Raw genomic sequence first — 25,865 nt, forward strand, 5'->3', positions numbered from 1 at the left:
CAGCGTCGACAGGTCCGGCACGAAGGCGGAGGGGACGGGGTCTTGCGCGACCACCCCCAGCCGCCCGCAGCGTCACCAACCGCGCCGGTCGCGTCGCGCCGCGGTCGATATGGAGAACGGTCGCGCCGCCGCGTCCGTGCCCCAGCGCGTGTCGGGCCGGTCGGTCATCGTGAACCGCAACGTGCCCCCGGCGCGGATTTCGGCATCACGCAGGAACGTACGCGTCAGCGGGCGGCCGTTGAGCGCCACCGCGCCGACATAGCGGTTCGACTCCGACAACCCGTCCGCCACCACCGTGAAGTCGCGCCCGTTCCCCAGCCGCAATTGCGCGCGGTCGACGAACGGCCGCCCGATCACATATTCGTTGCTGCCCGGCGCGACCGGATAGAAACCCAGCGCGGTGAAGACCATCCACGCCGACATCTGCCCCAGGTCGTCGTTGCCGCTCAATCCGTCGGGCGCGGCCTTGTACTGGCTCGCGACGATCTGCGCCAACCGCTCCTGCGTCCGCCACGGCGCACCGGCATAGTTATAGAGATAGGCGACGTGGTGGCTCGGTTCGTTGCCGTGGATATATTGCCCGATCAGCCCGGCGATATCCTCGGCATGGCTGTAGTCGACCGTCGACATGTCATAGTCGAACATCGCGTCCAGCTTTCTGATCGCCTTGGCGTCACCGCCCAGCAGCCGGAACAGCCCGGCCTGGTCGTGCGGCATGAACCAGCTGTACTGCCACGCATTGCCCTCGGTATAATCCGAGCCGTAGTTGATCGCGGTCGGATCGAACGGCATGCGATACGTGCCGTCGCTCCTGCGCGCGCGCAGCCAGCCGCTCTTCGCATCGAAGCTGTTGCGCCAGTTTCCGGCGCGCAGGTCGAACCGCGCCGCGATCTCGCCGCGGCCCAGCGCGCGCGCCATCTGCGCGATCGTCCAGTCGTCATAGGCATATTCGACCGTCTTCGACGCCGCTTCGGGCTCGCGGTCGATCGGAACGTACCCCAGCCGCATGTAATCGCCCAGGCCGCCATAAGGCGCATAGCTGGCGCTGGCGACCATCGCGTCCAGCGCGGCGTTCGCGTCGAACCCGCGTATGCCCTTCAGATAGGCGTCGGCGATGACCGGGACGGCGTGATAGCCGATCATCGTCCACGTCTCGCGTCCCGCGAACTGCCACACCGGCAGGATGCCGTGCGGGCTGTAGCGCTGGCTGGCGAGCAGCGAGTTGACGATATCGCTGGTCGTCCGCTCCGGCTGCACCAACGTCAGCAGCGGATGCTCGGCGCGGAACGTGTCCCACAGCGAAAAGGTCGACCGCTGCGTATAGCCTTGCGCCTGATGCACCTGATCGTCCGGCCCGCGCCACCGCCCGTCGGCATCGCTCCAGATGCTCGGCGCGATCAGGCTGTGATACAGCGCGGTGGCGACGATCGTCTTCATGCGCGCCGGCGCATCGAGTTCGACCGCGCCCAGCGCCTCGCGCCATGCGCCTTGCGTCCGCGCGCGCACCGCGTCGAAGCCGCCCGGCTCGGCATCCAGATTCGCGACCGCGCCCGCCTCGTCGACCCCCGACAGCGCGACCTTCACCTCCAGCGGGCGGTCGAGCGTGCCGAAGTCGAGCCGCGCCTCCAGCGCGCGCCCGAGCTTTTCGGCCAGCGCATCGCTCCCACGCCCCGGCGGCGCGAAGCCCTTGTATGCCACGTCCGTGTCGCGATCGAGCAAGGCGTGGCCGGTCAGGGCGGCGGAAAACCGCATCGCGAAGAACAGTTTGCGCCCCGGCGCCCAGCCGCGCGTCTCGCGAAACCCGGTCAGCGTACCGTCGCGGCGCAGGTGCAGCCCCGACCACAGCACCTTGCCCGGATAATTGTAGAGCGACGACCGCAGGTCGACGACCAGATGCGCCGCCGTGCCGGCCGGAAAGGCATAGCGATGCACGCCCACGCGCGTGCCGGCGGTCAGCTCGGCGCGCACCTTAGGCCCGTCGAGCGTGACCGCATAATAGCCCGGCGCGGCGCGCTCGCTGGCGTGCGAGAAGCGCGAGCGATACCCCGGCGTCTCGACCGTGCCGGGGTCCAGCGCGACCCGCTTCCCCGACACCGGCATGACCAGCACGTCGCCCAGATCGGAATGGCCCGCGCCCGAGAAATGCGTGTGGCTGAACCCTTCGATCGTCGGATCGTCGTGTCGGTAACCCGCGGCGTGGGAATAGCAGGCGCGGATCACGCACGAGGTGTCGGTGTCGGGCGACAATTGCACCATCCCGAACGGCGCCACCGCGCCCGGAAAGGTATGGCCTTCACCGCCGGTGCCGATGAACGGATCGACCGCCGCCATCGTGTCGGCGACCTGCGCGGACGCGGACGCGGCGATGCCGGCGGCCATCGCCAGCACCGCGATCCTGCTGCCGGGGGCCTTGCGCATCTCGCTCTCCTCGTCGTCCCGGCGTACTTGGTACTTGCCAAGTGGCTGGCATTAAAACATCAAATTTCGTAATTCAACTTGGGGAACGGGGAGGGGTAGGTGATCCCAGCGATCAACAGGGCCGCGGCGCCGGGGGCACGCGCGTGAGCCGCGAGGGCCAGCGGCTGTCGGGCACCAATCTGGAGCGCGCGGCGGACCACAACCAGCGCGTCACGCTTCATGCGATCCGCGTCGGCGGCGAGCTGACGCGGGTCGAACTGGCCGGGATCACCGGGCTCACCGCGCCCGCGATCGCCAACATCACCCGCCGGTTGTTGCAGGACGGGCTGATCGAGGAGGCCGGGCAGCGGCGCGGCGGTCGCGGGCAGCCGCCGACCCGGCTGACGGTGCGCCGCGATGCCTGTTACGCGATCGGCATCAACATCGACCGCGATCACGTCACGCTGGTGCTCGTCGACTTCGCGGGCCAGACGCTGGCGCGCCGGTCGGAGGACATCGACTTCGCGCTCCCAGGCGACGTGCAGCGCTTCTATCGCCGCTCGGTGCGCACGATGCTCAAGGGCGCGGGGGTCGATGCCGGCCAGCTGGTCGGGCTGGGGGTCGCGGTGCCCGACGATCTCGGCTCGGTCGACCTGCCCGGCCGCCCGGCCGCCTATGCCGAATGGGAACGCGCCGACATGGCCGCGCTCTTCGCGCAGCCGTTCGCGCTGCCCGTCTTCGTCGAGAACGACGCCGCCGCCGCCGCCCTGGGCGAGATGCAGCTCGGGCTGGGGCAGCGCCACGCCAATTTCTTCTACATCCTGCTGTCGTCGGGGCTGGGCGGCGGGTTCGTCAGCGACGGCGCCTATGCGCGCGGCGCGCACGGGCGCAGCGGGGAGCTTGGGTTCATGCTCGCCCCCGACGAGAGCGGCCAGCGCGAGCAGGTGCAACGGCTGGTGTCGCTCTCCGGACTGGCCGAGCATCTGCGCGGCGACGGCTTCGCGCTCGATGCGGTGCTCGGCCGCGCAGACCCTTCGCCGGCGCTGCGCGCCAGCATCGCAGGCTGGGTCGACCGGGCGGCGCAGCGCCTGTGCACCCCACTCGACGCGATCAACTGTCTGATCGATCCGGCGGTGGTGCTCATCGGCGGGCGCCTGCCCGCCGCGCTGCTCGACGAACTGGCGGCGCGCGCGAACGAACGGATCGGCACGGCGACCGCCGCGCCGGAGGTCGCGCCGGTGGTGCGCGCCGCGCTATCGGAGGACGCGCCCGCGGTCGGCGCGGCGATCCTGCCGTTCAGTCACTTTCTGCTCCCCAAGCCCGGCGCGCTGTGGAAGGCGACCGGCACGGAGGCCGCGCACCGTTTTGCCTGAACCGAAGCGGCAGGGCTGGCGCCCCTGAGTCAACTGCTTGTTCTGCTGATCATTTATCAGATTAATGATTGACAATTTGCTTTGGTAATTGCGACAAACGTCCCGTCACCGCGACCGCACGGCCCATCCTCGGTCGTGAATCGATGTCGGAGAACGGCGAGGGGGTCGCGGGCGGGGTGAGAGGAGAGGTCGAGTGTCCGTTCGTGATCGTCGAAGTGCGCCGCTCCGTTGGTCATGCTCTGCCGCTTGATCGCGCGTCTTCCGGCGCCTCTCGCCACCCCGACCACGCCGGTCGGGCGCAGGTATCTCGTCGACGACACCGCCGCGCGGCGGATGCGCGGCCGTGCCGGCCGGTCGTAGGATTTCTAAGAGTCCCCCCTCCGGGCGGCCGCGGTGCGGTCGCCCGCTTTTTTCGCGGGAGGATGGCATGACACGTTTCAAACGCCGTTGGCTGATCGCCGCCGCCACGCTGCTGGCGGCCGGGGCGGTTCAGGCGGCAAACCCGATCGTGCCCGGCTGGTATGCCGACCCGGAGATCCGCATCTTCGCCGGCAGATACTGGATCTACCCCACCTATTCCGATGATCCTGCGACCCCGGCCGCGCCGTCGCGCTTCACTGCGCGGCAGCTGGAGGACCGCAAGCGCCACATGGTGCGCCCGTCCTATGCCATGCAGACCTTCCTCGACGCTTTTTCCTCGCCCGATCTGGTGCACTGGACCAGGCACCCGCGCGTCCTCGACGTCGAGAATATCGCCTGGGCCTCTTATGCGATCTGGGCGCCCTCCGCGATCGCGGCGAACGGCAAATATTACATCGTGTTCAGCGCCAACGACATCCAGAGCGACCGGGAAGTCGGCGGCATCGGCCTCGCGGTCGCCGACACCCCCGCCGGTCCCTTCAAGGACGCGCTCGGCCGCCCGCTGATCGGCGCCTTCCACAACGGCGCGCAGCCGATCGACCCGTTCGTCTTCCGCGACGACGACGGGCAGGTCTATCTTTATTACGGCGGGTGGCGGCATTGTAACGTCGTTCGCCTGTCGGCCGACCTGCGCACGGTGGAGAACCACCCGGACGGCACCACCTTCAAGGAGATCACCCCGCCGGGCTATGTCGAGGGATCGTTCGTCATCAAGCGTCGCGGCGTCTATTACCTGATGTGGTCGGAGGGCAGCTGGACCGGCCCGGACTACCGCGTCGCCTATGCCACCGGCGCGTCGCCCACCGGTCCGTTCACGAAACGCGGCACGATCCTGGCGCAGGACATGAAGGTGGCGCGTGGTGCCGGGCACCATTCCGTGGTCAACGTGCCGGGCACCGACGACTGGTACATCGTCTACCACCGCCGCCCGCTCGGCGACGAAAAGGGCGAACACCGCCAGATCGCGATCGAGCCGCTGCACTTCGCCGGGGACGGGACGATCGAACCCGTCAAGCTGACGACGACGGGCGTCACCACCCCGCGCCCGATCGGCTTGCCGTGATGCGCCGAGCGCCACACCCACCCCGTTCGTGCTGAGCTTGTCGACGCACGTGCCCGGGACACGCCCTTCGACACCCTCAGGGCGAACGGCGAAATATTTACCCGCCCCGCCAAAAGGAACGTCCGCTTGAACAACACGCTGCGCAAGGCGACCGCCACCTTGGTCGCGGGCACGATGATCGCCACCCCCGCGCTCGTGTCCGCGCAGGAGCCGCGACCCGCGAGCGTCGACCTCGTCAACCCGCTGATGGGCACCGATTCCAGCTACGAACTGTCCTATGGCAACACCTATCCGGCGATCGCGCTGCCGTGGGGGATGAACGCGTGGACCCCCGTCACGGGGAAGATGGGCGACGGCTGGGGCTACACCTACGGCGCGCACAAGCTGAACGGCATCAAGCAGACGCACCAGCCCAGTCCGTGGATGAACGATTACGCCGCCTTCGCGCTGCTGCCGATGACCGGCGCGCTGAAGGTGAAGGAGGCCGACCGCGCCTCGTGGTTCAGCCACAAGGCGGAGGTCAGCACCGCTTATGGCTACAAGGTCTATCTCGCCGACTATGACGTCACCGCCGAGGTCGCGCCCACCGAGCGCGCCGCCAGCTTCCGCTTCACCTTCCCCCGGAGCGACCAGGCGCATGTCCTCATCGACGGCTATGCCGGCGGCTCGATGGTGTCGATCGACCCGAAGCGGCGCCGCATCACCGGCTATGTCCGCAACAACCACGGCGGCGTCCCCGCCAACTTCCGCAACTGGTTCGTCGCCGAGTTCGACCGCGACTTCACCGTCTCGCGTACCTTCGACGGGGCAGGGGCAGTCACCACCGGCACGCGAGCGGAGGGCGATCATGTCGGCGCGGTCGTGTCGTTCGAAACCCGCGCCGGCGAGCAGGTCGGCATCCGCGTCGCCTCCTCGTTCATCAGCGCCGAACAGGCACAGCTGAACCTCGATCGCGAGATCGGCCGCGACACCTTCGCCACGACGCAGGCCAAGGCGAAGGCGGCATGGTCGCGCGAGCTGAACCGCATCGCGGTCGACGACCCCAGCCTCGACAACCGCCGCACCTTCTACTCGGCGCTGTGGCGGATGCTGCAATTTCCGCGCGCCTTCCACGAAGTCGATGCCCGCGGGAGCCAAGTCCACTACAGCCCCTATGACGGCCGGGTGCACCCCGGCCCGCTCTACACCGACAACGGCTTCTGGGACACGTGGCGCGCGGTCTTCCCGTTCTTCGCGCTGATGTACCCGGAGCGCGACGGCGAGATCATGCAGGGCCTCGTCAACACCTACAAGGAATCCGGCTGGCTTCCCGAATGGGCGAGCCCCGGCCACCGCAACGTGATGATCGGCTCGAACTCGGCGAACCTGATCGCCGACGCGTATCTGAACGGCGTACGCGGCTTCGACGTCGCCACGCTCTACGAAGCGATGGTCAAGAACGCGACCACCTCGCAAGGCCGCCCCCGCGACGCCAAGGGCAAGGTCCTCACCGCGGTCGGCCGCGAGGGCGTCGAGCTGTACAATCAACTCGGCTACGTTCCCTATGACGTCGGCATCAACGAAAATGCCGCGCGCACGCTCGAATATGCCACCGCCGACTTCTCGCTGTCGCGCCTCGCCGCCGCGCTCGGCAAGCGCGATGACGCGAAGAAATATGCCGCGCGAGGACAGAACTACCGCAAGCTGTTCGACACGCAGAGCGGCTGGATGCGCGGCCGCAACCGCGACGGCTCATGGTCGACGCCGTTCAACCCCTACAAATGGGGCGACGCCTTCACCGAGGGCAATTCGGTCCATTACAGCTGGTCGGTGATGCAGGACGTGGCCGGGCTGATCGACCTGATGGGCGGCCGCGACAAGTTCGTGGCGCGCCTCGACTCGGTCTTCTCCACCCCGCCGATCTTCGACGACAGCTATTACGGGCAGGTCATCCACGAGATCCGCGAGATGCAGATCGTCGACATGGGCCAGTACGCGCACGGCAATCAGCCGATCCAGCACATGATCTACCTCTACGACTGGACCGGCGCGCCGTGGAAGGCGCAATTCCATGCGCGCGAGGTGATGCGCAAGCTCTACGCCGCCGCGCCGGACGGCTATCCCGGCGACGAGGACAACGGCCAGACCTCCGCCTGGTACGTCTTCTCCGCGCTCGGCTTCTACCCGGTCACCCCTACCGTCGGCCAATATGCGATCGGCAGCCCGCTGTTCCGCACCGTCCGCGTGACGATGCCCGGCGGCAAGCTGCTGACGATCGAGGCCGAGAACAACGGTGCCGACAACGTCTATATCCAATCCGCTACGCTGAACGGTGTCGCCCACGAAAAGCCCTGGCTGTCGCGTGAGGCGCTACAGGCCGGCGGCACGCTTCGGTTCGTGATGGGGCCGACGCCCAACAAGAGCTGGGGCGCACGCCCCGCCGACGCGCCCTTCTCGATGAGCGCGCCCAGGTAAGATCGGTCGCCGTCGGCGCCCACACCGTTCGTGCTGAGCCTGTCGAAGCACGTGTCCCGGGACACGCCCTTCGACAAGCTCAGGGCGAACGGAGGTGGTGTTGGTAGAGAAAGCGACAAAATACCGCTGTTCCCAGCCCACGATCTTTGCCACCAGCGGGCACGTGACGGAGGGTCTGGATGCACAAATGGTTTATCGCCGCGGCATTGGCGACGACGGGGTTTTCGGCCGTGGCTGACGCGCAAACGCAAGCGCAGACGAAAGCGCAGAACGCGGCCCCACTGACCCTCCAGCGCGTCTTCGCCGCCCCCGACCTCGCCGGGCCGCAACCGCGCGCGCTGAAGCTCTCGCCCGACGGCGCGCTGCTCACCTTCCTGCGCCCGCGCCCCGACGACAAGGACCGGCTCGACCTGTGGGCGCGCGATACCGCGACGGGCGCGGAGCGGATGCTGGTCGACAGTCTGAAGATCGGCACCGGCGCCGAATTGTCGGAGGCCGAGAAGATGCAGCGCGAACGCGCCCGCATCGGCGCGCTCAAGGGCATCGTCGCCTATGACTGGGCCGCCGACGGGCGCAGCCTGCTGGTCCCGATCGAGGGCAATCTGTACCTCGCCGGTGTCGACGGGCAAGTGCGTCGCATCACCGACGTGCCCGGCGGCGTGCTCAATGCCAACGTCAGCCCGCGCGGCGCGTTCGTCAGCTACGTGCGCGACCAGAACGTCTGGGTCCAGCCGCTCGGCGGCGGCGCCGCCCGCGCGCTGACCACCGAGGGCAAGGGCACCGTCCATTTCGGCGAGGCGGAGTTCGTCGCGCAGGAGGAAATGCACCGCACCGACGGCTATTGGTGGAGCCCCGACGACCGCTACCTCGCGGTGGAGCGCTTCGACGAAGCCCCGGTAAAGGTCTTCACCCGCGCCTCGATCGGCGCGACCGGCACCAGTATCTACGAACAGCGCTATCCGGCGGCCGGTACCCCCAACGTGCTCGTCGACCTCTACATCCTGCGCGCCGATGGCTCCGGCAAGGTGAAGGTCGACCTCGGCACCGATCCCGACATCTACCTCGCCCGCGTCGACTGGCTGCCGGACGGCTCGGCCTTGCTCGTCCAGCGCGAGAACCGCGCGCAGACGACGCTCGACGTGCTGCGCGTCGATCCCGCCACCGGCAAGTCGACCATCCTCTTCACCGAGAAGGCACGCGCGAAAAGCTGGATCAACCTCAGCGACAGCTACCGCGCGATGGAGGACGGCAGCCTGTTGTGGCGGTCGGAGCGCGACGGCTACGCGCATCTCTGGCGCCTGAAGAACGGCCGCTGGACGCAACTGACCAAGGGCGACTGGGTCGTCACCGGCCTCGTCGCGGTCGACGAGCCGAAGGGCCGCGTGTATTTCACGGCCAACAAGGACAACGTCCTCGAACAGCACCTCTACGCGCTCGACCTGAAGGGCTTAGGCGTAACGCGCCTGACCGAGCGTGGCTGGAACAACAGCGTCACCGCCGATGGCGCGGCAAAGCGCTTCCTCGTCACCCGTTCCAACCCGGACCAGCCGCCGCAGACCTATCTGGCCAACGCGACCGGCAAGCGGCTGCAATGGATCAACGAGAACCGCGTCGAGGGCACGCACCCCTACGCTCCCTATCTCGCCGCCCACCGGCCGGTGCAGTTCGGCACGATCAAGGCCGCGGACGGCAAGACCGACCTCTACTGGCAGATGGTCACCCCCGCGCTCGAACCCGGAAAGCGCTACCCGGTGTTCTTCCAGCATTACGGCGGACCCGGTGCGCAGGGCGTCGTGCGCAACTGGAAGAACCCGCTGATCCAGCATCTGGTGTCCAAGGGCTGGATCTATTTCGAACTCGACAATCGCGGCTCGCCGAACCGCGGCGTCGATTTCGAAAGCGCGATCTGGCACGCGATGGGCACGGTCGAGGTCGACGACCAGCGCAAGGGCGCCGCGTACCTGAAGACGCTCGCCTTCGTCGATCCGGCGCGCATCGCCACCTATGGCTGGTCCTACGGCGGCTATATGTCGCTCAAGATGGCCGAAGCCGACCAGAGCCTCTATGCCGCCGCGATCTCGGGCGCACCTGTCAGCGACTGGCATCTCTACGACACGCACTACACGGAGCGCTACATGGGCGACCCGCGCGTTGACGGCATCGCCTACGACGCCTCGCGCGCGGTGATCGATCCCCGGAAGATCACCACCCCGCTGCTGCTGATGCACGGCATGGCCGACGACAATGTCTTCCTCGACAATTCGACGAAGGTCGCTTCGGCGTTGCAGGCGGCCGACATGCCGTTCGACATGATGTTCTACCCCGGCAAGACCCATTCGGCGGTCCGTGACATCCACGTCTGGACCACGATCGAGCGCTTCCTCGAACAGCATGTCGGTGCCGGCCCCAAGTAGAGCTTGCTGGCTTTCCGGAAATTGCGGCGCTACGGCGCATCCGCGACACGAAACGATAGCGTCGGGCAAAGTCGGCGCGTGGAAGGACGGATATGGGGTACCGGGTGGTGGTGGCAGGGGCCACGGGCAATGTCGGGCGCGAGATGGTCAACATCCTCGCCGAGCGGCAGTTTCCGGCCGACGAGATCGCGGTGCTGGCCTCGTCGCGGTCGGTCGGCGACCAGATCGAATATGGCGACACCGGCCGGATGCTGAAGGTCCAGAACATCGAGCATTTCGATCCCGCCGGCTGGGACATCGCGCTGTTCGCGATCGGCAGCGAGGCGACCGCGGTCTACGCGCCGAAGTTCGCCGCCGCCGGCTGCACCGTGATCGACAATTCGTCGCTCTACCGCATGGACCCGGACGTGCCGCTGATCGTGCCGGAGGTGAACGCCGCCGCGATCGACGGCTACAAGGCGAAGAACATCATCGCCAATCCGAACTGCTCGACCGCGCAGATGGTCGTCGCTCTCAAGCCGCTGCACGACGCCGCGACGATCAAGCGCGTCGTCGTCGCGACCTACCAATCGGTGTCGGGCGCGGGCAAGATCGGCATGGACGAGCTGTTCGAGCAGAGCCGCAACATCTTCGTCGGCGATCCCGCCGAACCGAAGAAGTTCACCAAGCAGATCGCCTTCAACGTCATCCCGCACATCGACAGCTTCCTCGACGACGGTTCGACGAAGGAAGAGTGGAAGATGGTCGTGGAGACCAAGAAGATCCTCGATCCCAAGATCAAGGTCGTCGCCACCTGCGTCCGCGTGCCCGTCTTCGTCGGCCATTCCGAGGCGCTGAACATCGAGTTCGAGAACGAGCTGTCGGCCGAGGACGCGCAGAACATCCTGCGCGAGGCGCCCGGCGTCATGCTCGTCGACAAGCGCGAGGACGGCGGCTACGTCACGCCGATCGAAAGCGCCGGCGACGATGCGACTTACGTCAGCCGCGTGCGCGAGGACTCGACCGTCGACAACGGCCTGGCCTTGTGGTGCGTCAGCGACAACCTCCGCAAGGGCGCTGCGCTCAACGCCGTCCAGATCGCGGAGCTGCTCGGCCGCCGCCACCTGAAAAAAGCCGACGAAACCGGCGAGGAAGATTTCCAGGCGGTGCTGACCGCGGATTAACCGCTGCCGTTCCTGTCACCCCGGCCGAAGCCGTCATTCCCGCGCAGGCGGGAATCCAGACCGGCAGGTCCTCGTAAGAGGCGAAACGTCAGAGGTTCTGGATCCCCGCCTGCGCGGGGATGACGGCTGTTAAGGGGTTAATACCCCCGATATCGCCCCGGCCGGTGCCACGCGATCAATATCCCGCTGATCGCCGCCGAGGACACCGCCGACCACCCGACCCGCTCGGCCGGCAGGAAGGCGAGCGCGGTCAGCAGGATCAGTGCGTCGATCGCCATCTGCGTGCGGCCCGCGTTCCACCCGCGCGTCTTCTGCAACCACAAGGTGACGACGCCCGTCCCGCCGATCCCGGCATGATGTCGCGCCAGCGCCAGCGCGCCGAACCCGATCACCGATCCGCCCGCCAGCGCCGCGAACGACGGATCGATATGCGCGATCGACAGGCCTAGCCGCGTCCACGTCCCCAGCGCCGCCACGCCCACGCCGACCGCGACCGTGCGCAGCGTGAAGCGCCGCCCCATCGCCTTCCACGCCAGCCACATGAACGGCAGGTTGATCAACGTGAACAGCACCCCCGTCGGCAGCGGCACCGCATAGGAGATCAGCAGCGCGATCCCCGCCGTGCCGCCGGTCACCAGCCCCGCGGCATGCAACAGCGCCAGGCCGAGCACGACCAGGATGCAGCCGAGCGTCAGCGCATAGGCGTCCTCGATCGCGGAATGGGGCAGGGGTTCGTCGGCGTTCACGCCCGGCCCGTAGCGGGCGCTGCGATGTGCTGCAATGCAGCGCGGACCGCGATGGACGCGCGGGCGCCGTGCCGTTACACCGGCGGCCATGGGCCGCACGATGACCGGAGGCTGCCAGTGCGGCAGCGTGCGCTACAGCGTCGAGGTGGCGGACGACGACGCCTATCTCTGTCACTGCCGCATGTGCCAGCGCGCCACCGGCGGGGTGTTCGCGGCGCTGAAACAGGTGCCGAGGGCCGCGGTCACGTGGGTGACGCGCGAGCCGGATCGTTATGCCTCGTCCGAGATCGCGGTGCGCGGCTTCTGCCGCGAATGCGGCACGCCGCTGACCTACGAAGGGCACGGGTCGGACCAGCTCGATCTGACGGTCGGCAGCTTCGATGAAGCGCACCGGTTGCGCCCGACCGGTCATTTCGGCGTCGAAAGCCGCCACCGCGCGTGGAGCGAAGGGGTCGATCTCCCCGAAAAGCGCACCGGGGATCTTCCGAACATCGCAAAGAAGTGGATGGAAACGCGTGGCAATGTCCCCGACTGACACCCGGTATTTCGATAGTTTCGACGGACAGCGGATCGCGTGGCGCGAGCTGGGGGAGGGGCGCCCCGTCGTGCTGATCCACGGCTTCTTCTCCGATGCGCAGACCAACTGGCTCAAATACGGCCATGCCGCCGCGATCGCGGCCGCCGGCTTTCGCGTCATCATGCCCGATCTGCGCGCGCACGGCGACAGCGCGCGCCCGCACGATTCCGCCGCCTATCCGCCCGACGCCTTGGCACGCGACGGTCATGCGCTGGTCGAGCATCTCGGTCTGGGCGATTATGATCTCGGCGGATATTCGCTGGGTGCGCGCACCACGGTGCGGATGCTGGCGACCGGCGCGACCCCGCGGCGCGTGGTGCTGTCCGGCATGGGGCTCGACGGCATCACCCGCGCCGACCGCCGCGCCGGCCACTTCCGCAACATCCTGACGAACCTCGGGAAACACCAACGCGGCAGCCCCGAATGGATGGCGGAGGCGTTCCTGAAGACCACCGGCGGCGACCCCGTCGCGCTGCTCGGCATCATCGACACGTTCGTCGGCACGCCGGCGGCGGTGCTCGACACGATCGCGCAGCCGGTGCTGGTCGTCTGCGGCAAGGACGACGACGACAACGGCTCCGCCCCCGCACTCGCCGACGCACTCCCGCAGACGCGCTTCGTCGAGGTGCCCGGCAACCACATGAGCGCGGTCACCAAGCCCGAGCTCGGGCAGGCGATCGCCGACTTCCTGGCGCGATAAACAGCGCCGGGGTCAGCGATCTAGGAACGTCGCCACCGTGTTTGCCCCGGCAGTGCGCCGGGGCAACATATCGGGTGACGCCTTTTCGGGCACCGTATTCTCGTCCGCGATCCCGGCCTCGAACGACTTGGACGAGTCGGTGCCGTCCGGCTGGTGCGCCTTGGCCGGCTTCTTGTCCTCCGGCGCAGGGAGCCGCGGCGCCTTCGGTGTCGATCCGCGCAGCGTCAGCAGTGCCGCGGTCGCCGCCGCGCCGATCGCCGCGACTCCGCCCGCGATCGCCGCCGCACCCCATTTGCCGCCGACCTTCTCGATCGCCGCCTCGCCGCGCGACGCCGGCTTGCGCGCGGTCGACCGCGACTTGGCCGGCGTGGTCCGCGTGCGCTTGGCCGCCGGCTTCTTCGCGGGCGGCGCGCCCGCATCGGCGGGCTTGCTCGCCTTCTTCGTCGCGCGCGGCGACGCGGCCTTGGGTGCCGCGGCCTTGCGCGGCGCGCGGCGGCGCGGGGTGGACGGCGTCGCGGCGGCCGGGGCCGGGGTTTCGCTGGAATCGTCGGCCATGAACAGCTCCCTTGTCGATGATTTCGCAGCCGCAACGCACGGGCGCGCCCGTGTTTCCAATGTTCGCTTTCCGGGGTTTAGCGGAACGGCGGCTCGTTGAACGCGCGCAGCTTGCGACTGTGCAGCTTCGCGCCCTCGCGCCGCAGCTCCTCGCAGGTCTCGATCCCGATCCGCATATGCTCGCTGATCGCGCGCTCGTAGAAGCGGTTCGCCTGCCCCGGCAGCTTCAATTCGCCGTGCAGCGGCTTGTCCGAGACGCACAGCAACGTGCCGTAGGGCACGCGGAAGCGATAGCCCTGCGCCGCGATCGTCGCCGATTCCATGTCGATCGCCACCGCGCGGCTCAGCGAGAAGCGCAGGGCCGAGCGCGCGTACCGCAACTCCCAGTTGCGATCGTCGGTGGTCACGATCGTGCCGGTGCGCAGCCGTCGCTTCAGCTCGTCCCCCGATTGCCCCGACACCGTTTCGGCCGCGCGCGCCAGCGCCTGCTGCACCTCGGCGATCGCGGGCACCGGGATCTCCGGCGGCAGCATGTCGTCCAGCACATGGTCGTCGCGCAGATAGGCGTGAGCGAGGACGTAGTCGCCGATCCGCTGCGACGGCCGCAAGCCGCCGCAATGCCCGATCATCACCCACGCCTCGGGCCGCATCACCGCCAGGTGGTCGCAGATCGTCTTGGCGTTCGACGGCCCGACGCCGATGTTGACCAGCGTGATGCCCGTGCGATCGTCGGCCATCAGGTGATAGGCGGGCATCTGCAACCGCCGCCACGCGCTGTCGTCCAGCATCGCGGGATCGTCGCCCGGCGTGAACAGCACGCCGCCCGGCCCCGACAGCGCGGTGAAGCGTCCGCCCTCGCTCACCTGCTGCGCGCCCCAGCGGACGAATTCGTCGACATAGCGGTGGTAGTTGGTGAACAGCACGTAGCGCTGGACGTGCTCGGGCGGCGTGCCGGTATAGTGCCGCAGCCGCGCCAGGCTGAAGTCGGTGCGCAGGCCGTCGAACAGTGCCAGCGGCCGCGTGCCGTCGATCGACGCCCACAGCCCGTCGGCGATCTCGTCGCCGATGAACGCCAGCTCGGTGGTAGGGAAATAGCGCGCCAGTTCAACCGCGGAGGTCGCATCGAGGCTCAGTGCGTGGCTGGCGTCGATCACGTAGGGATAGGGGATCTCCTGCGTCCCCGGCACCGCATCGACGGTGACGTCGTAATCCTCGATCAGCAGCGTCAGCTGCTCGATCAGATAGTCGGCGAACACCGCCGGCTTGGTCACGCTGATGCGATAGTCGCCGGGGCTGACCAGCCGCCCGAACGACCGCAACGGGGTCGGCCGGCCGTCGCCGCCCGCGAAGCGCAGCCGGATCTCGGGATAGGCGAAGGAGCCGTCGCTGCGCGCGGCGCGGTCGGGCACGCTGCCGTCGGCGATATAGGCGCTGATCGCTGCCTTCAGTCGTTCGACGGAGGCGGTGTAGAGCCGGTCGAGTTCCCGGACGAGATCGTTTGCTGTCATGTCGGACGGTTACATAGTCCGTATGACCGCGGCAAGTCGCCCCGCCGCCGGGTGGCGACGGGCGGGGCGGTGACGTCTCAGAGGGTTTCGAGCAGATGGTCGGCGGAGCTGACGCGGAACTCGCCCGGCGCCTCGACGTGCAGCGCCGCGACCTTGCCGTCGTCGACGATCATCGCATAGCGCTGGCTGCGGCGGCCCATGCCGAACTTGCTGCCGTCCATGTCGAGCCCCAGCGCGGTCGCGAAGTCGGCATTGCCGTCCGCCAGCATCGTGATCCCTTGCGCGTCGTTCGCCTTGGCCCATGCCTCCAGCACGAACGGATCGTTGACGGAGGTGCAGGCGATCTCGTCGACGCCCCTGGCCTTCAGCGCATCGGCCTTTTCGACGAAGCCGGGCAGGTGCTTGGCCGAACAGGTCGGGGTATAGGCGCCCGGCACCGCGAACAGCGCGACGCGGCGGCCCTTGAAATATTCGGCGGTGTCGACCGGCTCGCGCCCGTCGGCGGTCAGCCGCGTGATCTGCACGGACGGAAGGGGATCGCCGATACCGATGGTCATTACAGTCTCTCCTGTTGAGCCTTGCGCCGATCGATGGCCGGTCGGGCAGGTCATTTCAAGCTTTGGCAAGCGCGCGCCGAACGCCTAGATCGGGGAAATGGAGCAAGCGACCTTTCTGACCGGCCAGTTCCTGCTGGCGATGCCCGGCATCGGCGACGCGCGGTTCGACCATTCGGTGATCGCGATGTGCAGCCACGACGACCAGGGCGCGCTGGGGGTCGGGATCGGCGCGGTCGTCAATGGCCTCGGGCTGCACGAGGTCTTGGAGCAGCTCGAGATCGCGCCCGGCGTCGCGCCCGATGCCCCGGTGCATTTCGGCGGCCCGGTCGAGCCGCGGCGCGGCTTCGTGCTCCATTCGGCGGACTGGGGCGGGCAGGACACGCTCGACGTCGCGGGGCGCTGGCGACTGTCGGGCACGCTCGACGTGCTGCGCGCGATCGCGGCGGGCACCGGGCCGACGCACTGGCTGGTGGCGCTCGGCTATGCCGGCTGGGGGCCGGGGCAGCTGGAGGCGGAGCTGACGCGCCACGGCTGGTTGAACGTCCGCGACGACACCGACATGCTCTTCGACACGCCCGTCGAGGAACGCTGGACCCGCGGCTTCGTCGCGGCCGGCGTCGACCCGCGGCTGCTGTCGAGCCAGAGCGGGCACAGCTGAGAATATGGCCCCATCATTCCCGCGCAGGCGGGAATGACGGAGGTGGAAACGGATAACAGGCATCGTCCATCACATATAAAGATACCTTTATATTTGATCCGCAGCGCCATCGCCGCTAAGGCGCGCGGATGCCGATCGGTGCGCGTGCGTGCCTTGGTCGGCCTCATCTGAGTGGAGACAACGCCGTGGCTACCGCCCCCCTGAGCGACAAGAGCGTGCTTGCGAAGAACGATTACGTCATCAAGGACATCGGCCTCGCCGATTTCGGCCGCGCCGAGATCAACATCGCCGAAACCGAAATGCCCGGCCTGATGGCGCTGCGCGACGAGTATGGCGCATCGCAGCCGCTGAAGGGCGCGCGCATCACCGGCTCGCTCCACATGACGATCCAGACCGCGGTGCTGATCGAGACCCTGGTCGCGCTGGGCGCGGACGTGCGCTGGGCGACCTGCAACATCTTCTCGACGCAGGATCACGCCGCGGCGGCGATCGCGGCGGCGGGGATCCCGGTGTTCGCGGTGAAGGGCGAGTCGCTCGCCGAATATTGGGACTATGTCGGCGACATCTTCAACTGGGGTGCCGACACCGACGGGACGACCGCCAACATCATCCTCGACGACGGCGGCGACGCGACCATGTTCGCGCTGTGGGGCGCGAAGCTGGAAGCCGGCGCGACCTTCGGCGAACCCGAGAATGAGGAAGAGGTCGAGTTCCAGCGTTCGGTCAAGGCGTTCATCGCCAAGTACCCCGGCTATCTGACGCAGACGGTCAAGAACCTGAAGGGCGTGTCGGAAGAGACCACCACCGGCGTCCACCGCCTGTACGAGATTGCGAAGAAGGGCGAGCTGCCGTTCCCCGCGATCAACGTCAACGACTCGGTGACGAAGTCGAAGTTCGACAATCTCTACGGCTGCAAGGAATCGCTGGTCGACGCGATCCGTCGCGCCACCGACGTGATGCTGGCCGGCAAGGTCGCGTGCGTCGCGGGCTTCGGCGACGTCGGCAAGGGGTCGGCGCAGTCGCTGCGCAACGGCGGCGCGCGCGTGCTGGTGACCGAGATCGATCCGATCTGCGCCTTGCAGGCGGCGATGGAGGGCTTCGAGGTCGTCACGATGGACGAGGCGGTGAAGCGTGCGGACATCTTCTGCACCGCCACCGGCAACGCCGACGTCATCACCGCCGATCACATGAAGGCGATGAAGCCGATGTCGATCGTCTGCAACATCGGCCACTTCGACAGCGAGATCCAGATCGCCGCGCTCAGCAATTATGACTGGACCGAAGTGAAGCCGGGCACCGACCTGGTGAAGTTCCCGGACGGAAAGCAGATCATCATCCTCGCCAAGGGCCGGCTGGTGAACCTGGGCTGCGCGACCGGCCACCCGTCGTTCGTGATGTCGGCGTCGTTCACCAACCAGACGCTGGCGCAGATCGAGCTGTGGACCAAGTCCGAGAACTACAAGAACGAAGTGTACGTCCTGCCCAAGCACCTCGACGAAAAGGTCGCGGCGCTGCACCTCGAGAAGCTGGGCGTCCAGCTGTCGAAGCTGTCGGAGAAGCAGGCCAAGTACATCGGCGTGCCGGTCGAAGGGCCGTTCAAGCCGGATCACTACCGCTACTGATCGCGACGCTGCGCTCGTGACCACGGAAGGGCGGGGCCGCTGGCCTCGCCCTTTTTCGTGCCGGCCGGCGGCGCCGCTTGCCGCTGCGCCGTGCCGCTCCTAGACAGGCAGTTATGCCGCGGAACCCGCACCTTCGATGAATCCCGTCCCGCCGGTCATCGCGGTCGCGGTCGGCGCGGTGGTGCTGCTGCTCGTGCTGGCAGGGGTGGTGCTGATCGCGCTGGGGCTGCGCGCACGCGCCGGCGCGGCCGACGCGGTGCGTGAGCGCGAGACGATCGAGACGCTGCTGAACGCCGCGCCGATGCAGCCGATGGTGGTGCTGCCCGATGGCCGGGTGGAGATGGCGCGGCGCGTCGCCGACTGGCTGGGGTTCAGCGACATCCCCGCCTGGCTTCAGGAGGTGGAGGCCGCCGGCTGGGGGCTGCATGCCAGCGAGGCGCAGGCGCTGTCGCACGGCGTGCTCGGCTGCCAGCGCTCGGCGCGCCCGTTCACCCACACCCTCCACGCGCGGGATGGCGGGCGGACGCTGACCGTGCAGGGCGACCGGCGCGGCGATGCGGTGATCCTGTGGTTCTACGATTCGACCGCCAGCGAGGGCGAGATGCGGCGGTTGCGGGCCGAATGTCACGACCTGTCCGACGCGTTCGACGCGCTGACCGGACTGGTCGAGGCCGCGCCGCTGCCGATGTGGTATCGCGACCACGATCTCCAGCTGGCGATGGTCAACTCGGCCTATGTGACCGCCGTCGAGGGCGTCGACGCCGCTGACGTGGTCGGGCGCGGGCTGGAGCTGGTCGACGGATCGGGGCAGGTGAGCCCGACTGCGGGCGCGGCGGCGGCGCGCGATGCCGGGCGCCCGCAGGAGCGCGTGCTGCCCGCGACGATCGGCGGCGCGCGCCGCTCGCTGCGCATCCATGACGTGCCGCTGCCGGTCGGCGGGGTCGCGGGCTATGCGATCGATATCGAGGAGCTGGAGCAGAGCCACGCGCGCGAGCGCCGGTTCGCCGATGCGCAGCGCGCGATGCTCGACCGGCTGTCGGCGGGCGTGGCGCAGTTCGGGCGCGACCGCAGCCTGGTCTTCTGCAACCAGCCGTTCCGGCGCATGTTCGCGATGCGGCTCGAATGGCTGGCCGACCGGCCGGAGTTCGACCGCGTGCTGGAGCGGATGCGCGAGGCCAATCGCGTGCCGGAGGTGCGCGACTTCCCGGGCTGGAAGGCGGAGCGGCGCGGCTGGTTCGTCGGCGCCGACAGCGCGATCGAGGAGAACTGGCACCTGCCCGGCGGCACGCACCTGCGCGTCGTGGCGCAGCCGATCCCCGATGGCGGGTTGATGGTCTTCTTCGAGGACCGGACCGAGCAGGTCCAGCTGGCGAGTGCGCGCGACACGCTGCTGCGCGTGCGCACCGCGACCTTCGACAATCTGTTCGAGGCGCTGGGTGTCTTCTCCACCGATGGCCGCCTGCAATTGTGGAACAACCGCTTCCGCGCGCTGTGGGATCTGGAGGAGGAATTCCTCACCGGCCACCCGCGCGTCGACGTGATTGCGGAGAAGGTCGCGCCCAAGCTGTCGAACCCGCGCCGCGCGCGCTCGATCGCCGAGCTGGTGCGCATGGCGACGATCGAGCGGCAGCAGCGCGCCGGCCATATCGCGCTCGCCGACGGGCGCCAGTTCGAGTTCGCCGCGGTCCCGCTGCCGGACGGCAACGCGCTGTTCACGATGCTCGACGTCAGCGACAGCCGCGCGATGGAGCAGGCGCTGCGCGACCGCAACGACGCGCTGGAGGCCGCCGACCAGGTCAAGACGGCGTTCGTCGCCAACATGAGCTACGAACTGCGCACCCCGCTCACCTCGATCAGCGGCTTCGCGGAGATGCTCCACGGCGGTTATGCGGGCGACCTGTCGCCGGACGCGATCGCCTATCTCGATGCGATCCTCGATTCGGTCGACCGGCTCGGGTTGCTGATCGACGACGTGCTCGACCTGACCTCGACCGACAGCGGCGCCCGTCCGCTGGAGCGCGCCGACATCGACGTCGCGGCGATCGCGCGCGCCGCCGCGGACGCGCTGCGCGCCACCGCCAAGCGCCACCAGATCGATCTGGCGGTCGAGATCCAGCGCTCGGCCGGGCGGCTGACCGGCGACGCGCGGCGCATCCGCGAAGTGGTCGAGCATCTGCTGCGCCGCGCAATCGGCACCGCGCCCGATCGCGGCCGCGTGCAGCTGGTCGTCGACGGCAATGCCAAGGCGGCGCGGATCGTGGTGACCGACAATGGCGCGGGCATGACCCCCGAGCAGGTCGCGCGCGCCTTCGACCGCTTCGCCGGCGACGGGATCTCCGCGGCGGGCGAGCGCGCGCTCGGGCTCGGCCTGCCGCTCGCCAAGCAGTTCGTCGAGGCGCATGGCGGGACGATCGCGCTGGAAAGCGAGCCCGAGCGCGGGACCGTCGTGACGGTCGACCTGCCGCGGCGATGAGGTCCGGCGAGGAAGGGCTGGCGGATGCCGCGGCCACCGCGGCGCTCGGCGCGCGGCTCGCGACGGTGCTGCGCGCGGGCGACGTCGTGACGCTGACCGGGGGACTGGGCGCGGGCAAGACCAGCCTGGCGCGCGGCGTGCTCGCGGCGCTGGGGCTGGAGGAGGAAGCGCCGAGCCCGACCTTCGCGATCGTCCAACCCTATGACCCGCCCGAGGTGCGGCTGCCGGTGCTGCACATCGACCTTTACCGCCTCGACGATGCGGGCGAGGTCGACGAACTCGGGTTGGAGGAGGCGCGGCTCGACGCGGCGCTGCTGGTCGAATGGCCCGAGCGGGCCGGGGCGGGGCGCTGGCCGGAGGCGCTGGCGCTCGCCATCGCGGTCGACCCGGACGGCGCGCGTCGCTTGACTTGGCGCGCGCCCGACGCTTGGGACGGGCGATGGCCACGATGACCCCGCCGGCAGACGCGCCGGCCTTTCTGGAAGCCCATGGCTGGGGCGGCGCGCGGATCGAGCCGCTCGCCGGCGATGCCTCGTTCCGGCGCTATTTCCGCGTCCATTGCGACACGCGGCGCGCAATCCTGATGGATGCGCCTCCGCCGCAGGAGGATCCGCGCCCGTTCCTCGCCGTTGCCAGCTGGCTGGCGGATCGCGCCTTCGCCGCGCCCGCGATCCACGCGGTCGATCTGACACGCGGGCTGGTGCTGCTGGAGGATTTCGGCGACGTGCGTCTGCGCGAAACGGTCGACGCGGATCCCGGCACGGCGACGGCGCTCTACGGTGCGGCGGTCGACCTGCTCGTGGCGTTGCGCGCGCAGCCCGCCGGGCCGTGGCGCGCCTATGACCGCACCGAGCTGCACCGCGAGGCGGGGCTGCTGGTCGACTGGTATTGCCCGGCGGTCGGCGCCTCGGTCGACCAGAAGGAATATCGCGCCGCGTGGGACGAGGTGCTCGGCCTTGTCGAGGGGGTGACGCCGGTCACCGTCCTGCGCGACTATCATGCCGAAAACCTGATGCTGGTCGGCCCCGACCGCGCGCTCGGGCTGCTCGACTTCCAGGACGCGCTCGCCGGCCACCCGGCCTATGATCTCGTGTCGCTGTTGCAGGATGCGCGGCGCGACGTCGATCCGTCGATCGAGCAGGCGATGCTGGCGCGCTATCGTCAGGCGACCGGCGAGGGCGACGCGTTCCTCGACGCCTATCACGTGCTCGGCGCGCAGCGGAACGCCAAGATCCTCGGCATCTTCGCGCGGCTGTGGAAGCGCGACGGAAAGCCGCGCTACGCCGCGCTGTGCCCGCGGGTCTGGGCGTATCTGGAGCGTGACCTTGCCCATCCGGCGCTCGCCCCCGTCGCGCGCTGGTTCGACGACAATCTGCCGCCCGAATGGCGCGGCGACCCGCTGGTGCTCGCAACCGCGCGAGGCCTTGCGTGACGCGGCCGCGCTACATCCGCCCCGATCCCGGTTCGCGCGTGCCGCGCACCGCGATGGTGATGGCGGCGGGCGTCGGCAAGCGGATGCGCCCGCTCACCGCCACGCGTCCGAAGCCGCTGGTCGAGGTGCGCGGCCGCGCGCTGATCGACCACGTCTTCGACCGCCTGCGCGCGGCCGGGGTCGAGCGCGCGGTCGTCAACGTCCATTATCTCGCCGACGCGATGGAGGCGCATCTGCGCCACCGCGTGCATGATATCGAGGTGCTCGTCTCCGACGAGCGCGCGCAATTGCTGGAGACCGGCGGCGGGCTGGTGAAGGCGCTGCCGCTGCTGGGCGACGATCCGTTCATCGTCGTCAACGGCGACAACCTGTGGCTCGACGGCCCCACCGATGCGATCCGCCAGCTGGCCGATCGCTGGGACGACGCGACCATGGACGCGTTGCTGTTGATGGTGCCCTATGCGCGCGCGCACAATCATCGGGGGCAGGGCGACTTCCACCTCGCCCCCGACGGCCGCATCGCCGGGCGGCGCAAGCCGGGCCGCGTCGCGCCGTTCGTCTTTACCGGCGTGCAGATCGTGTCGCCGCGGCTGATCCGCGACTGGCCGGAGGGACCGTTCTCGACCAACCTGTTCTGGAACCGCGCGATTGCGCAGGGGCGCGCCTACGGACTCGTCCATCAGGGGCTGTGGTCGGAGGTCAACGTGCCGGCCGCGGTCGCGCGGACCGAGGCGCTGCTCGCCGATGGCTGACGCGCCCCCGCCGGCCGAGCGGGGCCTGCGGCTCTATACCATCCCCGCGCACCGCGCCTTCGCCGACGCGCTGGTGGCCGGGTTGCTGCGGCGCTTCGGCGGCGACCGGCTGGCGCTGGCGCGTGGGCTCGTGCTGGTGCCCAACAATCGTGGCGGGCTGGCGGTGCGCGAGGCGTTCGTGCGCGCCAGCGGCGGTGCGCTGCTGCTGCCGCGCATCGTCGCGCTGGGCGGTGAGGAACTCGATGCCGGCGTCGGCGCCGCGCTGGACCCCGCCGACGCCGTCCCGCCGCTGCCGCCCGCGGTCGACCCGCTGCAACGCCGCATGATCCTGGCGCGGCTGGTCGAGGAGGAGCGCGCCGCCGCCGGCCGCCCGGTCGATGCGGCGGAGGCGGTGCGGCTCGCCGGCGAACTCGCCCGCACGCTCGACCAGCTGATCGTCGAGGAGGTCCCGCCCGCGCGCCTCGCCGCGATCGACCCGGGCGAGGGGCTGTCGGACCATTGGGAGACCGCGCTCCGCCTGTTCCGGATCCTGCTCGACCGCTGGCCCGCCGAGCGCGATCGGCTGGGCGCGATCGACGCCGCCGAGCGTCGCATCCTGCTGATCGATCGGCAGGCGGCCCGCTGGCGGGCACATCCGCCCGAGGGGTTCGTCTGCGCCGCCGGCATCACCGATCCCGCGCCCGCCGTCGCGCGGCTGCTGCGCACCGTCGCCGGACTGCCGCGCGGGATGGTGGTGTTCGCCGACCTCGACCTCGCGCTCCCGCAGGCCGAATGGGATGCGCTCGGCCCGCACCAGCCCGATCCGGTCACCGGGCTGCGCGCCCGCGCGATCGAGGTCCACCCGCAATTCCATCTCAAGCTGCTGCTCGAGCGGATCGGCGCCGACCGCGGCGAGGTTACGCGCTGGCTCGCCGCCAGCGAGCATGACGCCGACGCCGCCCGCGCGCGCGCGATCGCCAACGCGCTCGCCCCGGCGCGCTTCACCGCCAAATGGACCGCGCTCGACGCCGCAGACCGGCGGCTGAGCGGCGTCACCGCGGTCGAACTCGCCACCCCCGCCGAGGAGGCGCAGGCGGTCGCGCTGAAGCTGCGCGAGGCGATCGAGACGCCCGGTCTCACTGCCGCGCTCGTCACCCCCGACCGGATGCTGGCGCGGCGCGTCGCCGCGCATTGCCGCCGCTGGGGGATCGAGGTCGACGATAGCGCCGGCCGCGCGCTCGCCATCCTGCCCCCCGGCACGCTGCTGACCGCGATCGTCGAGGCCGCCGCGCAGGATTTCGCCCCCATGGCGCTGCTGACGCTGCTCAAGCACCCGCTGGTGCGCGCCGGGGACGCGCGCGGCGCCTGGCTCGACGGCGTCCGCCGCCTCGACCGTGCGCTGCGCGGGCCGCGCCCCGCGCCGGGGCTGGAGGGGATCGACCGCCACCTCGCCGCCCCCGAGCGCGCCCGCGCCGCGGAATGGTGGCGCGAGGCCCGTCCCCTGCTCGAACCCGTCGCGCGCGGGTTCGGCGAGGGAGGGGGCGTGACGTTGCCGTCGCTGGTCGCCTGCCTGCGCGAGGCGGCGAACCTGCTCGCGGGTGAGGAGGCGTGGCGCGGCCCCGCCGGGCGCGCCGCCGCCGATCTGCTGACCGGACTGGAGACGCAGGCGCCGCTCGGCCCGCGCGCGATCGCGCCCGCCGGGTTCGCGCCGCTGCTCCGTCTGCTGATGGACGAGATCGCGATCCGCCTGCTCCCGCGCGAGCGCCATCCGCGCCTCGCCATCTACGGGCTGATGGAGGCGCGGCTGCAACGCGCCGATCTGATGATCCTGGCGGGGCTGAACGAGGGGACGTGGCCGGGCCTGCCCGCGCCCGACCCGTGGCTCGCCCCGCGCGTCCGCGTCGACCTCGGCTTGCCGGGGCTCGACCGCGGGATCGGCATCGCCGCGCACGACTTCGGCCAGGCGCTGGGTGCCAGGCAGGTCGTGCTGACCCGCGCGCGCCGCGACGCGCGTTCGCCCGCGCTCGCCTCGCGCTTCTGGCTGCGGCTGGAGGCGATGACCGGCGAGCGTTTCCCGCGCGACGCCACGCTCGCCGCCTGGGCGCGCGCGCTCGACGGCACGCGCGTGCCCACGCCCGCCGACCGCCCCGAACCGCTGCCGCCGGCGCACCTGCGCCCGCGCCAGATCTCGGTGACCGAGGTGGACCGGCTGAAGGCGGACCCTTTTGCCTTCTACGCGCGCCGCATCCTGAAGCTGTCGCCGCTCGACGCGGTCGATGCCGATCCCAGCGCCGCGTGGCGCGGCACCGCGGTCCATGCCGTGCTGGAGGCATGGGCGCGCGAGGATGCGTGCGACGCGGACAAGCTGTTGCCGCGCGCGCGCACGTTGCTCGCTGACCCCGCGACCCATCCGCTGCTCCGCGCGCTGTGGCAACCGCGGCTGATCGCGGCGTTCGAATGGGTCGCGGCGAAGACGCTCGCCGACCGCGCCGCCGGGCGCACCGTGCTGGCAGTCGAGGGGCGCGGCAAGGCCGAGCTGTCGGGGATCGAGCTGACCGGCCGCTTCGACCGCATCGACCGGATGCCCGACGGCGGATTGGGGATCGTCGACTACAAGACCGGCAAGGCGCCCTCCGTCGCGGCGGTGCGCGGCGGCTTCAACCTGCAACTGGGCCTGCTCGGCGCGATCGCGGAGGCGGGCGGGTTCGACGGCGTGGCCGGTGCGGCGACCGCCTTCGAATATTGGTCGCTCGCGAAGAAGGGCGACACGTTCGGCGCCGTCTCCAGCCCCGCCGACCCGGCGGGCAAGGGCGGGCGGATCATCACCGACGATTTCGTCCGCATCGCGCGCGACAGCTTCGCCGAAGCGGCGGCGCGCTGGCTGACCGGCGATCAGCCGTTCACCGCCAAGCTGCACCCCGAGTTCGCGCCGTTCGCGGAATACGACCAGCTGATGCGCCGCGACGAATGGTACGGCCGCGATGCATAGTCGCACCCCCCTTCGTCATTCCCGCGAAGGCGG

The 25,865-nt window shown here is 69.7% G+C and carries 19 protein-coding genes; 14 read left to right on the plus strand and 5 right to left on the minus strand.

Going from position 1 to position 25,865, the window contains the following annotated elements; genetic code table 11:
- Positions 1-72 precede the first annotated feature (72 nt).
- Positions 73-2,418, minus strand: coding sequence for a GH92 family glycosyl hydrolase (locus tag J2Y58_RS13880; protein ID WP_310104064.1), 2,346 nt, complete (start codon positions 2,416-2,418; stop codon positions 73-75).
- Positions 2,419-2,561: 143 nt separating this feature from the next.
- Here J2Y58_RS13880 and J2Y58_RS13885 point away from each other — a divergent pair, with 143 nt between their 5' ends.
- The 5 genes from J2Y58_RS13885 (at position 2,562) to J2Y58_RS13905 (ending at position 11,284) form a co-directional block, all read left to right on the plus strand.
- Entirely contained in the window at positions 2,562-3,770 is a 1,209-nt protein-coding gene (locus J2Y58_RS13885) for an ROK family transcriptional regulator (RefSeq protein WP_310104066.1), read from the plus strand.
- A 427-nt stretch (positions 3,771-4,197) separates the two neighbouring features.
- Positions 4,198-5,253 (plus strand): glycoside hydrolase family 43 protein, encoded by a 1,056-nt coding sequence (locus tag J2Y58_RS13890; protein WP_310104068.1) that lies wholly within the window; start codon positions 4,198-4,200, stop codon positions 5,251-5,253.
- Positions 5,254-5,427: 174 nt separating this feature from the next.
- A complete protein-coding gene (locus tag J2Y58_RS13895) occupies positions 5,428-7,707 on the plus strand; it encodes a GH92 family glycosyl hydrolase (protein ID WP_310104379.1) in 2,280 nt (759 codons plus the stop codon).
- Positions 7,708-7,886: 179 nt separating this feature from the next.
- Positions 7,887-10,121 carry a DPP IV N-terminal domain-containing protein gene (locus J2Y58_RS13900; RefSeq protein WP_310104070.1) on the plus strand — a complete coding sequence of 745 codons (2,235 nt, stop codon included), beginning with the start codon at positions 7,887-7,889 and terminating at the stop codon, positions 10,119-10,121.
- 92 nt (positions 10,122-10,213) lie between these two features.
- Positions 10,214-11,284, plus strand: coding sequence for an aspartate-semialdehyde dehydrogenase (locus J2Y58_RS13905; RefSeq protein ID WP_310104072.1), 1,071 nt, complete (start codon positions 10,214-10,216; stop codon positions 11,282-11,284).
- 137 nt (positions 11,285-11,421) lie between these two features.
- On the opposite strand, the gene J2Y58_RS13910 is transcribed toward J2Y58_RS13905, so the two are convergent.
- The gene (locus J2Y58_RS13910) at positions 11,422-12,030 is read right to left on the minus strand and encodes a YitT family protein (protein WP_310104074.1); all 609 of its coding nucleotides are present in this window, start codon (positions 12,028-12,030) and stop codon (positions 11,422-11,424) included.
- A 100-nt stretch (positions 12,031-12,130) separates the two neighbouring features.
- Here J2Y58_RS13910 and J2Y58_RS13915 point away from each other — a divergent pair, with 100 nt between their 5' ends.
- A complete protein-coding gene (locus J2Y58_RS13915; RefSeq protein ID WP_310104076.1) occupies positions 12,131-12,565 on the plus strand; it encodes a GFA family protein in 435 nt (144 codons plus the stop codon).
- A complete protein-coding gene (locus J2Y58_RS13920) occupies positions 12,546-13,307 on the plus strand; it encodes an alpha/beta fold hydrolase (protein ID WP_310104077.1) in 762 nt (253 codons plus the stop codon). The genes J2Y58_RS13915 and J2Y58_RS13920 overlap by 20 nt, the downstream gene beginning before the upstream one ends.
- A 12-nt stretch (positions 13,308-13,319) precedes the next feature.
- Here J2Y58_RS13920 and J2Y58_RS13925 read toward each other — a convergent pair whose 3' ends face one another.
- From J2Y58_RS13925 to J2Y58_RS13935, 3 genes are all read right to left on the minus strand, one after another.
- Positions 13,320-13,862 (minus strand): hypothetical protein, encoded by a 543-nt coding sequence (locus J2Y58_RS13925; protein WP_310104079.1) that lies wholly within the window; start codon positions 13,860-13,862, stop codon positions 13,320-13,322.
- Between the two features lie 77 nt (positions 13,863-13,939).
- On the minus strand, positions 13,940-15,370 hold the full coding sequence (locus J2Y58_RS13930) for an AMP nucleosidase (protein WP_310104081.1): 1,431 nt from the start codon (positions 15,368-15,370) through the stop codon (positions 13,940-13,942).
- A 77-nt stretch (positions 15,371-15,447) separates the two neighbouring features.
- A complete protein-coding gene (locus J2Y58_RS13935) occupies positions 15,448-15,927 on the minus strand; it encodes a peroxiredoxin (RefSeq protein ID WP_310104082.1) in 480 nt (159 codons plus the stop codon).
- A gap of 97 nt (positions 15,928-16,024) precedes the next feature.
- On the opposite strand from J2Y58_RS13935, the gene J2Y58_RS13940 reads away from it, so the two are divergent.
- The 7 genes from J2Y58_RS13940 (at position 16,025) to addB (ending at position 25,832) form a co-directional block, all read left to right on the plus strand.
- Entirely contained in the window at positions 16,025-16,585 is a 561-nt protein-coding gene (locus J2Y58_RS13940) for a YqgE/AlgH family protein (RefSeq protein WP_310104084.1), read from the plus strand.
- Positions 16,586-16,800: 215 nt separating this feature from the next.
- Positions 16,801-18,207 (plus strand): adenosylhomocysteinase, encoded by a 1,407-nt coding sequence (gene ahcY / locus J2Y58_RS13945; protein ID WP_405053109.1) that lies wholly within the window; start codon positions 16,801-16,803, stop codon positions 18,205-18,207.
- A gap of 136 nt (positions 18,208-18,343) precedes the next feature.
- On the plus strand, positions 18,344-20,680 hold the full coding sequence (locus J2Y58_RS13950; RefSeq protein WP_310104088.1) for a PAS-domain containing protein: 2,337 nt from the start codon (positions 18,344-18,346) through the stop codon (positions 20,678-20,680).
- The gene (gene tsaE / locus J2Y58_RS13955; protein ID WP_310104090.1) at positions 20,677-21,132 is read left to right on the plus strand and encodes a tRNA (adenosine(37)-N6)-threonylcarbamoyltransferase complex ATPase subunit type 1 TsaE; all 456 of its coding nucleotides are present in this window, start codon (positions 20,677-20,679) and stop codon (positions 21,130-21,132) included. Before J2Y58_RS13950 ends, tsaE begins: the two co-directional genes overlap by 4 nt.
- Complete coding sequence (locus J2Y58_RS13960; protein ID WP_310104380.1) at positions 21,129-22,112, plus strand: phosphotransferase; 984 nt, start codon at positions 21,129-21,131, stop codon at positions 22,110-22,112. Before tsaE ends, J2Y58_RS13960 begins: the two co-directional genes overlap by 4 nt.
- Positions 22,113-22,165: 53 nt before the next feature.
- The gene (locus J2Y58_RS13965) at positions 22,166-22,864 is read left to right on the plus strand and encodes a nucleotidyltransferase family protein (RefSeq protein ID WP_405053110.1); all 699 of its coding nucleotides are present in this window, start codon (positions 22,166-22,168) and stop codon (positions 22,862-22,864) included.
- Positions 22,857-25,832 carry a double-strand break repair protein AddB gene (addB, locus tag J2Y58_RS13970; RefSeq protein ID WP_310104094.1) on the plus strand — a complete coding sequence of 992 codons (2,976 nt, stop codon included), beginning with the start codon at positions 22,857-22,859 and terminating at the stop codon, positions 25,830-25,832. Before J2Y58_RS13965 ends, addB begins: the two co-directional genes overlap by 8 nt.
- Positions 25,833-25,865 lie beyond the last annotated feature (33 nt).

The sequence above is a fragment of the Sphingomonas sp. BE138 genome, from assembly GCF_031456125.1.
GTDB lineage: Bacteria > Pseudomonadota > Alphaproteobacteria > Sphingomonadales > Sphingomonadaceae > Sphingomonas.

Bases quoted from the DNA above. Each gene is read 5' to 3' on its own strand.
- J2Y58_RS13880 (WP_310104064.1), bottom strand. From the start codon at position 2,418: ATGCGCAAGGCCCCCGGCAGCAGGATCGCGGTGCTGGCGATGGCCGCC.
- J2Y58_RS13890 (WP_310104068.1), top strand. From the start codon at position 4,198: ATGACACGTTTCAAACGCCGTTGGCTGATCGCCGCCGCCACGCTGCTG.
- J2Y58_RS13895 (WP_310104379.1), top strand. From the start codon at position 5,428: ATGATCGCCACCCCCGCGCTCGTGTCCGCGCAGGAGCCGCGACCCGCG.
- J2Y58_RS13900 (WP_310104070.1), top strand. From the start codon at position 7,887: ATGCACAAATGGTTTATCGCCGCGGCATTGGCGACGACGGGGTTTTCG.
- J2Y58_RS13905 (WP_310104072.1), top strand. From the start codon at position 10,214: ATGGGGTACCGGGTGGTGGTGGCAGGGGCCACGGGCAATGTCGGGCGC.
- J2Y58_RS13915 (WP_310104076.1), top strand. From the start codon at position 12,131: ATGACCGGAGGCTGCCAGTGCGGCAGCGTGCGCTACAGCGTCGAGGTG.
- J2Y58_RS13925 (WP_310104079.1), bottom strand. From the start codon at position 13,862: ATGGCCGACGATTCCAGCGAAACCCCGGCCCCGGCCGCCGCGACGCCG.
- J2Y58_RS13930 (WP_310104081.1), bottom strand. From the start codon at position 15,370: ATGACAGCAAACGATCTCGTCCGGGAACTCGACCGGCTCTACACCGCC.
- J2Y58_RS13935 (WP_310104082.1), bottom strand. From the start codon at position 15,927: ATGACCATCGGTATCGGCGATCCCCTTCCGTCCGTGCAGATCACGCGG.
- J2Y58_RS13940 (WP_310104084.1), top strand. From the start codon at position 16,025: ATGGAGCAAGCGACCTTTCTGACCGGCCAGTTCCTGCTGGCGATGCCC.
- J2Y58_RS13950 (WP_310104088.1), top strand. From the start codon at position 18,344: ATGAATCCCGTCCCGCCGGTCATCGCGGTCGCGGTCGGCGCGGTGGTG.
- tsaE (WP_310104090.1), top strand. From the start codon at position 20,677: ATGAGGTCCGGCGAGGAAGGGCTGGCGGATGCCGCGGCCACCGCGGCG.
- J2Y58_RS13960 (WP_310104380.1), top strand. From the start codon at position 21,129: ATGACCCCGCCGGCAGACGCGCCGGCCTTTCTGGAAGCCCATGGCTGG.
- J2Y58_RS13965 (WP_405053110.1), top strand. From the start codon at position 22,166: ATGGTGATGGCGGCGGGCGTCGGCAAGCGGATGCGCCCGCTCACCGCC.
- addB (WP_310104094.1), top strand. From the start codon at position 22,857: ATGGCTGACGCGCCCCCGCCGGCCGAGCGGGGCCTGCGGCTCTATACC.